Below are 10832 nucleotides of genomic sequence, written 5' to 3'. Positions count from 1 at the left end.
CCGCCGCCGGCTACAACTTCTCCCTCCTGCTCAGGTGGCTGAAGGGGTTTTTGTCGCTCTTGATTGCCCTGCTTCAAATCCGGCCGAAGCCGGTCGCCGCTTAGGGCTCGGATTGTTCACGGTCGACGATTTGATGCGGTAGTCGCCTATGAGCGGTCAAAACGAACGCAGCTGGTTCGCCGATCGACCAAACGGCGAGCGCACTGTGCTTTGCTCAGACCGCCACCGAGTGCCTCGCCGTTCCCCCTTTGAAATATGTATCGAACTTGGCCGCGATGGTTCGAATGAAGGGGCGACTTTCAGTCCGTACGAGGAAACTGTCACCATCGAATTCAAGCGCTCGGGCAGGATCGTGGAGTGCGATGGACCTCGAGCGATGAAGGAGCTGCTCGCCGGCTTTGCCGAACCGCTCCACCAGGTCGACTGCCGAGAAGGCAAAATCACACATCAGCCGCTCGATGATCCAGCCACGGACGCGATCGTCGTCGGAAAGGGCAACGCCGCGGACGGCAGCCAACCCGCCATCCGCAACCATGCGCCCGTACCCGGCAGTCGAAGCCATGTTCTGCACGTAGCCTTGGCGAAAACGACCGATGGACGAAGGGCCAAGTCCGATCAGTGTCGGGCAGCGATCCTCAGTGTAGCCCTGAAAATTGCGATGCAAAACCCCTGCGCGGGCCGCTATGGCCAGCGCATCGTCGGGCTTCGCGAAATGATCGAGTCCTATTGCCTCATATCCCTTGGCGACAATTGCCCGCGCCGCGAGTTGAGATTGGGCGAAACGCTCAGTGGGACTCGGCAGCCATGCCTCGTCGATCATCGTCTGATGCTTCTTGAACCAGGGCACATGTGCGTAGCCGAACAGGGCCATCCGGTCTGGCTCCAAGGTCAGTGCCTGCGCCACCGTGGAACAGATCGTCTCGCGTGTCTGATTCGGGAGCCCGTAGAGCAGGTCCAGATTGACCGATTCGACGCCCCGCGAACGAACCCCGTCGACGACTGCCTTGGTCTGCAAAAAACTCTGCTCACGATTAATTGCTTTTTGCACTTGCGGATCGAAATCCTGCACGCCGAGGCTCGCCCGCGTTACGCCGATTTGAGCAAGTGCATCAAGGCGCGCCTTGTCCATGTCGTTGGTTTCGATTTCGATGCTGACCGTAGCATCCGGGAGAAGGTCGAAGCTGTCCCGCAAGGCCGCTCCAAGAGCAACCATATCATCGGGCCTCAGAATAGTTGGCGAACCGCCACCGAAGTGGATTGCACGGACATGTGCCTTGCCGCTCACCAGACCGGCAATCGTGACGATTTCGGCATTCAGCGAGCGCAGATAAGCGGCCACCGGCTCATATTGGTGCGTCTGCTTGGTGTGGCAGGCGCAGAACCAGCAGAGCTTGTCGCAGTAAGGAATGTGCAGGTACAGCGAGATTTCGTCGCCGCTTTCCAGCGTCTCCAACCAGCCACGGTAAATGGCAGCATCGATCCCCGAATGGAAATGCGGCGCCGTCGGATAGCTGGTGTAGCGTGGGACGTTCTCGCTGAGTTTGACAGCTATTTCCGATTGCATCTCGCGTTCACCGTGTTGCCCGCCGGAACACTGCACGCATCGCTGAAGCAGACCCTGATCTCGATCAGCCGCGCTCATGGACAAACCGCCGCAGGATTTCTCTACCCTGGATGGGTATCCTGCCGGCAGTTAGGATCGGGTAAGGCGAACGCATGACCTTTCGGCAAGACATTCATAGTTCCGGCATTCCTGTTCTTTGCTTCCCTTGCGAGGCACGGCGTCGCGGTGTCTGCGGTGCGCTCGATCCAGACAATTTGGTTGGGCTCGCCAAGACTTGCTCGCGTCGCCGGATCGAGTCAGGAATGGAGTTGACCGGCGAGGCACAGAACGTCGACAGCTACTCCAACGTGCTTTCAGGCGTGGTAAAGCTATCAAAGAGCCTGTCGGATGGGCGCCAGCAGATCGTCGGTCTCCAGTTTGCACCGGATTTTCTGGGACGTCCTTTCAAGGAGGAAAGCTCGATCAATGCGGAAGCGGCAACAGCAGTCACGCTGTGTTCGTTTCCGCGAGCGGCCGTCGAACGGATGATGAAGGCGTCACGGGAATTCGAGCATCGCCTGCTCAAACAGACGCTGAATGAACTCGATGAGGCGCGCGAGTGGATGGTGACGCTGGGGCGCAAGACAGCTCCGGAAAAGGTGGCGACTTTTCTCCTCATGATGGCCCGGAATATCGATTCCAGTCTCGATGCGGCTTCCGGGTCGGCCTCCTTCGATCTGCCGCTGACGCGTGCCGAAATGTCTGATTTCCTTGGAATCACCAGCGAGACCGTGAGCCGCCAACTGACGCGATTGCGGGCTGACGGGGTGATTCGGATTGAGAACGCACGCCATGTGACGGTGGACAGCATAAGCCGTCTGGAGAAGCGCTGTGGCGGCGGACGCGAGCGGCCCTAAGCGGCGAGGCCATGTCGCATGACTCCGGGGCGGGCCGTGTTTGCCTTTTAATGCGATGTCGCCGCGCCTTCGACGAAGCGGCGTCACGGTTGTCGAGACAAACAGCTTTCGGGCTTTGATAGGAACGTGACCAATCGCCAGGTGTGTTTCGGCACATACCGGCGAAGCATGGTCCTTAATCTGCCACGGCTCGGCGGAACGATCGCGTTCGTTTCCAATGGGATCCGAACAACGTTTGGCAGGGCATCGGCAATAGCATCCAACGCGCGCAGAGCCTCAGCTTTCGCCTCAGCGATCGCGTCTGCGCCCGCCCAACCCAGGGAACGCCTTCCATGAGGGAGTGAGCCCGCGCTGCGTTCCTCGTTCATTCGCCACCTGCTGATTGCGCCGCACAAAATCGTGCGGCCTGACATAGATCAGGGCGAGGGGGCGGCGGCTGCGCGATTAGTGCGCTGCGGATTTGGCATCCACCAGATTCGAGATCGGGATCTGCAATGAAATTCGGCACAGAGATCGTCCTTCTAAGCGTGTTCGCTTTTGCGGCCCTGGTGGCCGCCGGCTTCGGCGTGGATGAACCTTTCCGCCGACACATGTGGGTGTTGTTCTTCGCAGTGGCTGGTTTCACTGCGATCCTGTTGCGCAACACGGAGTTCAGGCCAGCAGCTCCGATTGACCCATCCGCTTACATGGATGGTCCGATCCGCTACGGCGCGATCGCCACCGTGTTCTGGGGTGTCGTCGGCATGCTGGTCGGCGTGGTGATCGCGCTGCAGCTCGCCTACCCCGATCTCAACATCCAGCCCTGGTTCAATTTCGGTCGTTTGCGGCCGTTGCACACATCCGGTGTCGTTTTCGCCTTCGGCGGCAACGCGCTGCTTTGCACGTCTCTGTATGTCGTGCAGCGCACCTGCCGCGCGCGCCTCTTCGGCCGTGATCTCGCCTGGTTCGTCTTCTGGGGCTACCAGCTGTTCATCGTCATGGCCGCGACCGGCTACCTGCTCGGCATCACCGAGGGCCGCGAGTACGCCGAACCCGAATGGTATGTGGATGTCTGGCTGACCATCGTCTGGGTCGCCTACCTCATTCTGTTCCTTGGCACGATCCTGAAGCGCAAGGAACCGCATATCTACGTGGCCAACTGGTTCTACCTGTCGTTCATCGTGACCATCGCGATGCTGCATGTGGTCAACAACCTGTCCATACCAGTCTCGTTCCCGGGCTCCAAGAGCTACTCCGCCTTTTCAGGGGTCCAGGACGCCTTGACGCAATGGTGGTACGGCCACAACGCGGTCGGCTTCTTTCTCACCGCCGGCTTCCTCGGCATGATGTATTATTTCGTGCCCAAGCAGGCGAACCGGCCAGTCTATTCGTACCGGCTGTCGATCGTCCATTTCTGGGCTATCATCTTTCTCTACATCTGGGCCGGGCCGCATCACCTGCACTACACCGCCTTGCCCGATTGGGCGCAGACGCTCGGCATGGTGTTCTCGATCATGCTGTGGATGCCGTCCTGGGGCGGCATGATCAACGGCCTGATGACGCTGTCCGGCGCCTGGGACAAGCTGCGCACCGATCCGATCATCCGCATGATGGTGATGGCCGTCGCCTTCTATGGCATGTCGACCTTCGAAGGCCCCATCATGGCGATCCGGGCGGTCAATTCGCTGTCGCATTATACCGACTGGACCATCGGGCACGTCCATTCGGGTGCGCTCGGCTGGGTCGGCATGATCTCGTTCGGCGCGATCTACTACATGGTCCCGAAGCTCTGGAACCGTCAACGGCTCTACTCGCTGAGGCTCGTCACCTGGCACTTCTGGCTGGCGACACTCGGGATCGTCGTCTACGCCGCGGTGATGTGGGTGTCCGGCATCATGCAGGGCCTGATGTGGCGCGAATATGGCGAGCAGGGCTTCCTGGTCTACTCCTTCGCCGAAACCGTCGCCGCCATGCACCCCTACTATGTCCTGCGCGCCATCGGCGGCGCCATGTACCTCTCCGGCGCCCTGATCATGGCCTGGAACATCACCAGGACCATCCTCGGCCACCAGCGCGAGGAGGAGCCGATGCCGAGCCCCGTCGCCATCCGACCTGCGCGATCAGGAGCCAGGTAATGGGCTTGATGGACAAACACGCAATCATCGAGAAGAACGCCACGCTTCTTCTCGTTGGCTCGCTGCTCGTGGTGACGGTCGGCGGCATCGTCGAGATCGCGCCTCTCTTCTATCTCGACAACACGATCGAGAAGGTGGAAGGCATGCGCCCCTATTCGCCGCTCGAACTTGTCGGGCGCAACATCTATATGCGCGAGGGCTGCTACCTCTGTCATAGCCAGATGATCAGGCCGTTCCGCGACGAAGTTGAGCGCTATGGCCACTACAGCCTGGCTGCCGAGTCCATGTACGATCACCCCTTCCAGTGGGGATCGAAGCGCACCGGGCCGGATCTCGCCAGAGTTGGCGACCGCTACTCGAATGCATGGCATGTCGCGCATCTTACCGACCCGCGCTCGGTGGTGCCGGAATCGATCATGCCGAGCTATGGGTTCCTGAAAGACACGCCGATCGACGTGAAGGATTTCTCGACGCATCTGGTCGCCAACAGGCTTGTAGCCGTCCCTTACACCGATGACATGATCGCCCACGCCAATGCGGATCTGGCGGCGCAGGCCGATCCCAATGCCGACACATCAGGCCTTGAGGCGCGTTACCCAAAAGCCAAGATCGGCGACTTCGACGGCAACCCGCAACAGGTCACCGAAATGGATGCCCTGCTCGCCTACCTGCAGATGCTTGGCACACTGGTCGACTTCAAAAATTACGACGAAGCCGCCGGCTACCGCTGAGGAGAACGCTGATGACCTACAATTTGATGCGGGCGTTTGCCGACAGCTGGGGCCTGGTTGCGATGGCGCTGTTCTTCGTGGGGTGCATCGCCTTTGCCCTACGCCCCGGCAGCCGAAGGCTGGCCGACGAAGCGGCCCGCATTCCGCTCGAGGACGAGTGATCATGAGCGACGAGCATATCGATGAAATCTCTGGCGTCTCGACCACCGGCCACGAATGGGATGGTATCCGGGAGCTGAACAACCCGCTTCCCAGATGGTGGGTTATCACTTTTTACGTCACCATTGTCTGGGCGATAGGCTACACCATTGCCTATCCAGCATGGCCTCTGTTGCACTCGGCGACAACGGGTGTGCTCGGCTATTCCAGCCGCAACGAGGTCAGGAACGAGCTGACCGCGGCTGAGGCCGCCAAGGGCAAATATATCTCGGCGGTGGAGTCCAAGAGCGTCTCGGAAATCGCCGCGGACGACGGCCTGCGCGAATTCGCAATCGCCGCCGGTGGCGCCGCTTTCAAGGTCAATTGCGTACAATGTCATGGCTCCGGCGCCCAGGGTTCCAAGGGCTTTCCCAATCTCAACGACGACGACTGGCTGTGGGGCGGCAAGGCCGAGCAGATCCAGCAGACGATTACGCACGGCATCCGCTTCGCATCCGATCCGGACACGCGCCTGTCGGAAATGCCGGCCTTCGGCGACATCATTACCGCCGACCAGATCGCACAAGTCAGCGCCTACGTGGCCAGCCTTTCCGGCAAGGTCCGCGATGCAAGTCTGATCCAACCCGGCGCCAAGGTCTTTGCCGAGAATTGCGTGGCCTGTCACGGCGACAATGCAAAAGGCAACAGGGAATTCGGCGCCCCCGACCTGACCGATGCGATCTGGCTCTATGGATCCGGTGAGACAGCCATCGCCGCACAGGTCCGTGCGCCAAAACAGGGCGTCATGCCGGCCTGGGTTGGCCGTCTCGGCGAGATCAAGGTCAAGGAACTTGCAGTTTATGTCCATTCGCTTGGCGGCGGAGAATAGGAATGGAAGGTCCTATTCTTCGGTCCCCCCTGCCAAGCGGACGAGGCCCGGCGTGAGCCGGGCCTCGACACCATCCCTAATGCGATCTGCACAACCCGGCAAGGCTATCCTACGGCGAGGCTTTACGACAGGTGCCCCTGACATTGGCTGGGAAAGTGGAGTTGCACATGCGTGACAAGACGCAGTTGACAGGGCTCGAAACAGAAACTGTCAATTCCGCCAAAACCCGCAAGCCGCTTTATGCCGCGCGTCAAAAGATCTTTCCGAAGCGCGCCTCGGGCAACTTTCGTCGCTTCAAATGGCTGGTGATGACGATCACACTTGGCATCTATTACCTGGCTGCGTGGCTGCCTTGGGCTCGCGGTCCATTTGCCCCGGACCAGGCAGTCCTGCTCGATCTCGCGAACCGGCGCTTCTACTTCTTCTTCATCGAGATATGGCCCCAGGAATTCTTCTATGTGGCCGGCCTCCTGGTCATGGCGGGCGTCGGTCTTTTCCTGATCACCTCGACTGTCGGCCGTGCCTGGTGCGGCTATGCATGCCCTCAGACGGTGTGGGTCGATCTGTTCCTCGTCGTCGAACGTGCGATAGAGGGCGACCGTAACGCTCGCATGAAACTCGATGCAGGCCCCTGGACCGCCCGCAAGCTGATGCTGCGCTTATCGAAGCACGCCGTCTGGCTGGTCATCGGTGCGGCGACCGGCGGCGCCTGGATTTTCTATTTTGCCGATGCGCCGACGCTGGTTGGCGAACTCTTCACCGGCACCGCGCCACCCGTCGCCTACATCACTGTCGCCGTGCTGACGGCTACCACCTACACGTTCGGCGGTCTGATGCGCGAGCAGGTCTGCACCTACATGTGCCCATGGCCGCGCATCCAGGCAGCGATGCTCGACGAAAGTTCTCTCACCGTCACCTACAATGACTGGCGCGGCGAACCGCGTTCTCGCCACGCCAAGAAGGTCCTTGCCGCAGGGCTGCCGGTCGGTGACTGCGTCGACTGCAATGCCTGCGTCGCGGTCTGCCCGATGGGGATCGACATCCGCGATGGCCAGCAGATGGAATGCATCACCTGCGCGCTGTGCATAGACGCCTGCGACGGGGTCATGGACAAGCTCGGCAAGGAGCGCGGGCTGATCTCCTATGCGACACTGTCCGACTACAACGCCAACATGATGCTGGCGACCGCGGGCGGCTCCAGTTCAGTCAACCCGTCGCAGGTCAGGACCGCTGATGGCCTGTTCTCCGACAAGGTGGCGCATTTCCATATCCGCAAGATCTTTCGGCCACGCACCTACGTCTACATGGGTATCTGGTCGCTGATCGGCCTGGGTCTGCTCTATTCGCTGCTGACGCGCGATCGGCTCGAAGTCAACGTGCTGCATGATCGCAATCCGCAATTTGTCACGCTGTCCGACGGCTCGATCCGCAACGGCTACACCGTCAAGCTGCTCAACATGATCCCCGAGCCAAGGACGATCGTTGTCGCGATTCAAGGCTTGCAGGGCGCCGAGATGAGCGTGGTCGGCGACGACATCCCGGAAGGCCGTTCTTTTGCCATTCCGGTCGAACCCGACCGCCTGAAAATGCTGAAGGTCTTCGTGCGCCAGCCGGCGGATCAAATCCAGGGCACAGCGCAGACCTTCAAGTTCCGTGTCGAGGACAAGGCGAGCTTCGAGGCGGACGAATACACCGCCACCTTCAACGCGCCGGAGACTGCCAGATGACCGCTAACGCTGAAAAACCCCGCGTATTCACCGGCAGGCACATGCTGGCCATCATCCTAGCCTTTTTCGGGGTGGTCATCGCGGTCAATCTGACGATGGCAACGCTCGCCAACACGAGCTGGACCGGCCTTGTCGTCGAAAACACCTATGTGGCGAGCCAGCAGTTCAACAAGAAGGCCGAGGAGGGGCGGGCGCAGGCAGCGCTCGGCTGGACCGGCAAGCTGACCATCGCATGGGGCGAGGTCCGCTATAGCCTTACCGACGCCGTCGGCAAGCCGATTGCCTTGCATGGCGTCAAGGTGCTGTTTCGCCATCCCGCCTACGAGAAAGAGGACAAGGCGGTCAACCTCGCCCTCGCCTCCGGCCAGGAATTCGCAGCCCAGCACATGCCGAAGGATGGCGTCTGGATCGTCGAAGTCGACGCTGACGCCGGTCTGGCCGAGCCCTACCGCGAAGTCCGCAGGATCATGATTTCCCATGGAGCGCTGAAATGAGTTGTTGTGCACCGGGCGCCGAAATGGCGCTTGATCTGGGCAGCACCACGTCGGTCCTGCCGTCTAGTCAAGAGATCAGGCTGGCGAGCCGATCGCTTGGAGATGATCTCCGCCAAACCGATCTTTCGGTGCCGAGCGTTCATTGCGCAGCTTGTATCCAGACGATCGAGACGGCGTTGGGAACGCTCGATCGCGTCGAGAGCGCCCGCGTCAACCTGTCGACGAAACGGGTCTCGGTCCGCTGGCGTGGCGACGAGGTTCCACCGTTCGTCGCCGCGCTTGGACGGCTCGGCTACCAGGCGCATCTCTTCGCCCCCGAGATTGATGAAAAGGACAGGACGCTTTCGGAGTTGATCCGCGCCGTCGCGGTTGCCGGGTTCGCGGCGGGCAATATCATGCTGCTTTCGGTCTCTGTCTGGTCCGGGGCCGAAGGGGCTACCCGCGACCTGTTTCACTGGGTCTCCGCATTGATCGCCATCCCAGCGCTCGCCTTCGCCGGCGGCATCTTCTTCCGCTCGGCCTGGAATGCACTGCGCCACGGCCGCATGAACATGGACGTGCCGATCGCGGTCGGAGTGTCGCTCGCTTACGCCATGAGCCTCTATGAGACGATCAACCATGGCGACCACGCCTATTTCGACGCGTCGGTTTCGCTGCTTTTTTTCCTTTTGATCGGCAGGACGCTGGATCACGTGATGCGCGAACGTGCCCGCACCGCGGTGAAAGGCCTGTCGCAGCTGGCCGCACGCGGCGCCATGGTGCTGCGCGGCGATGGCGCGCGCGACTATCTGCCGGTTGGCGAGATCGAACCGGGGATGCAGCTGCTGATCGCGGCCGGTGAAAGGATCCCCGTCGACGGCAAGATCATCCACGGAGCGTCTGATCTCGACTGCTCGCTGGCCTCAGGCGAAAGCGCGCCGAAAAACGTGGCGCCGGGCGAAGCCGTGCAGGCCGGCGTGCTCAATCTTACCGGCCCGCTGACGATCGAGGCGACCGCCGCCGCGAAGGATTCGTTCCTCGCCGAAATGGTTCGGCTGATGGAAGCCGCAGAGGGCGGTCGCGCGCACTATCGCCGCATCGCTGATCGCGTGTCGGCACTCTACGCGCCCGTGGTTCATCTCACCGCCTTCGTGACATTCCTGGGTTGGATGGCGGCGACGGGCGACTGGCACCGGGCGATGACGATCGCCATTGCCGTTCTGATCATCACCTGCCCGTGCGCGCTCGGCCTCGCCGTACCGATCGTTCAGGTGGTCGCCGCGCGGCGTCTGTTCGAGAACGGCATCATGGTCAAGGACGGTTCGGCCATGGAGCGCCTGGCGACGATTGATAACGCAGTGTTCGACAAGACCGGAACGCTCACGCTCGGACAACCCCGGCTCCTCAATGCATCGTCGATCGATCCGGCCATGCTGGCAATCGCGGCAGACATGGCCGCGCACTCGCGTCACCCGTTTTCAAAGGCCATAACCGGCTTTGCCGCTCCTGGCGGGCAACACAAATTCGATGCCGTCACAGAGCATCCGGGGTTCGGGATCGAAGCCACTGTCGCCGGAAGCATCTGGCGGCTGGGTCGACGCGGATGGGCTGGATGGAAGGCCCGGACCGGTGGTGAAGGCAACCATGGCTATGGCGGAACGGTGCTGACAAAAGACGGGTTCATTGTCGCGACCTTCGATTTCGAGGATGCGCTGCGCGCCGACGCGGCGGCGGCGATCAAGCGATTGAACGATACTGGGGTGTCGATGCAAATGCTGTCGGGCGATACCGCAGGTGCCTGCGGTGAAGTTGCAAGAATGCTGGGTGTCGAGGACTTCGTTCCGTGCCTGCTGCCGTCGGGCAAGGTCGAGCGCATCGAGACCCTGGCGAAAGACGGACACAAGGTTCTGATGGTTGGCGACGGCCTCAACGACACGCCGGCGCTGAGCGCGGCGCATGTCTCGATCGCTCCGGCCACCGCCGCCGACATTGGCCGCAATGCCGCCGACTTCGTATTCCTGCGCGAAAGCCTTCTGGCAGTGCCTCTCGCGCTGGACGTCTCGCGCAAGGCGGGACACCTGATCCGCCAGAACATCGCGATTGCGATCGTCTACAATGCCGTCGCCGTGCCGATCGCCATCCTGGGCCACGCCACGCCTTTGTTAGCGGCGATTGCCATGTCTGCCTCATCGGTGCTTGTTATTGGAAACGCATTGCGCTTGCACGGCTTCGGGGCGAATGCGACGCTGCAAGTTATTCAAAAAGTCGGACGCTCCGCAGTCAGCTATTCGGCATAATCC

The 10832-nt window shown here is 61.2% G+C and carries 9 protein-coding genes; 8 read left to right on the top strand and 1 reads right to left on the bottom strand.

Features of this window, described 5'->3' with window-relative positions; all coding sequences use genetic code 11:
* Window positions 1-214 precede the first annotated feature (214 nt).
* The gene (hemN, locus tag CK228_RS28430) at window positions 215-1564 is read right to left on the bottom strand and encodes an oxygen-independent coproporphyrinogen III oxidase (protein ID WP_063169226.1); all 1350 of its coding nucleotides are present in this window, start codon (window positions 1562-1564) and stop codon (window positions 215-217) included.
* Window positions 1565-1716: 152 nt separating this feature from the next.
* Between hemN and CK228_RS28425 the strand changes: the two genes are divergently transcribed.
* From CK228_RS28425 to CK228_RS28390, 8 genes are all read left to right on the top strand, one after another.
* Entirely contained in the window at window positions 1717-2460 is a 744-nt protein-coding gene (locus CK228_RS28425) for a Crp/Fnr family transcriptional regulator (protein ID WP_024502861.1), read from the top strand.
* 494 nt (window positions 2461-2954) lie between these two features.
* On the top strand, window positions 2955-4574 hold the full coding sequence (gene ccoN, locus CK228_RS28420; protein ID WP_063169225.1) for a cytochrome-c oxidase, cbb3-type subunit I: 1620 nt from the start codon (window positions 2955-2957) through the stop codon (window positions 4572-4574).
* On the top strand, window positions 4574-5305 hold the full coding sequence (ccoO, locus tag CK228_RS28415; RefSeq protein ID WP_063169224.1) for a cytochrome-c oxidase, cbb3-type subunit II: 732 nt from the start codon (window positions 4574-4576) through the stop codon (window positions 5303-5305). Before ccoN ends, ccoO begins: the two co-directional genes overlap by 1 nt.
* Before the next feature lie 11 nt (window positions 5306-5316).
* A complete protein-coding gene (locus CK228_RS28410; RefSeq protein WP_024502864.1) occupies window positions 5317-5466 on the top strand; it encodes a cbb3-type cytochrome c oxidase subunit 3 in 150 nt (49 codons plus the stop codon).
* 2 nt (window positions 5467-5468) lie between these two features.
* Window positions 5469-6332, top strand: a complete 864-nt coding sequence (ccoP, locus tag CK228_RS28405) for a cytochrome-c oxidase, cbb3-type subunit III (protein ID WP_063169223.1) — start codon at window positions 5469-5471, stop codon at window positions 6330-6332.
* Between the two features lie 167 nt (window positions 6333-6499).
* The gene (ccoG, locus tag CK228_RS28400; protein ID WP_063169222.1) at window positions 6500-8059 is read left to right on the top strand and encodes a cytochrome c oxidase accessory protein CcoG; all 1560 of its coding nucleotides are present in this window, start codon (window positions 6500-6502) and stop codon (window positions 8057-8059) included.
* Window positions 8056-8553 (top strand): FixH family protein, encoded by a 498-nt coding sequence (locus CK228_RS28395; RefSeq protein ID WP_063169221.1) that lies wholly within the window; start codon window positions 8056-8058, stop codon window positions 8551-8553. Before ccoG ends, CK228_RS28395 begins: the two co-directional genes overlap by 4 nt.
* Window positions 8550-10829 carry a cation-translocating P-type ATPase gene (locus CK228_RS28390; RefSeq protein WP_063169220.1) on the top strand — a complete coding sequence of 760 codons (2280 nt, stop codon included), beginning with the start codon at window positions 8550-8552 and terminating at the stop codon, window positions 10827-10829. The genes CK228_RS28395 and CK228_RS28390 overlap by 4 nt, the downstream gene beginning before the upstream one ends.
* Window positions 10830-10832 lie beyond the last annotated feature (3 nt).

Origin of the sequence: Mesorhizobium sp. WSM4312, assembly GCF_002294875.1 — a bacterium.
Classification (GTDB): domain Bacteria; phylum Pseudomonadota; class Alphaproteobacteria; order Rhizobiales; family Rhizobiaceae; genus Mesorhizobium.
Note: the sequence above shows the minus strand (reverse complement) of the source record. Positions and strands in the feature narration are given on the sequence as shown.

Coding starts and splice junctions, on each gene's coding strand:
- ccoG (WP_063169222.1), top strand. CDS start 6,500: ATGCGTGACAAGACGCAGTTGACAGGGCTCGAAACAGAAACTGTCAAT.
- CK228_RS28395 (WP_063169221.1), top strand. CDS start 8,056: ATGACCGCTAACGCTGAAAAACCCCGCGTATTCACCGGCAGGCACATG.
- CK228_RS28390 (WP_063169220.1), top strand. CDS start 8,550: ATGAGTTGTTGTGCACCGGGCGCCGAAATGGCGCTTGATCTGGGCAGC.
- CK228_RS28425 (WP_024502861.1), top strand. CDS start 1,717: ATGACCTTTCGGCAAGACATTCATAGTTCCGGCATTCCTGTTCTTTGC.
- ccoP (WP_063169223.1), top strand. CDS start 5,469: ATGAGCGACGAGCATATCGATGAAATCTCTGGCGTCTCGACCACCGGC.
- ccoO (WP_063169224.1), top strand. CDS start 4,574: ATGGGCTTGATGGACAAACACGCAATCATCGAGAAGAACGCCACGCTT.
- ccoN (WP_063169225.1), top strand. CDS start 2,955: ATGAAATTCGGCACAGAGATCGTCCTTCTAAGCGTGTTCGCTTTTGCG.
- hemN (WP_063169226.1), bottom strand. CDS start 1,564: ATGCAATCGGAAATAGCTGTCAAACTCAGCGAGAACGTCCCACGCTAC.
- CK228_RS28410 (WP_024502864.1), top strand. CDS start 5,317: ATGACCTACAATTTGATGCGGGCGTTTGCCGACAGCTGGGGCCTGGTT.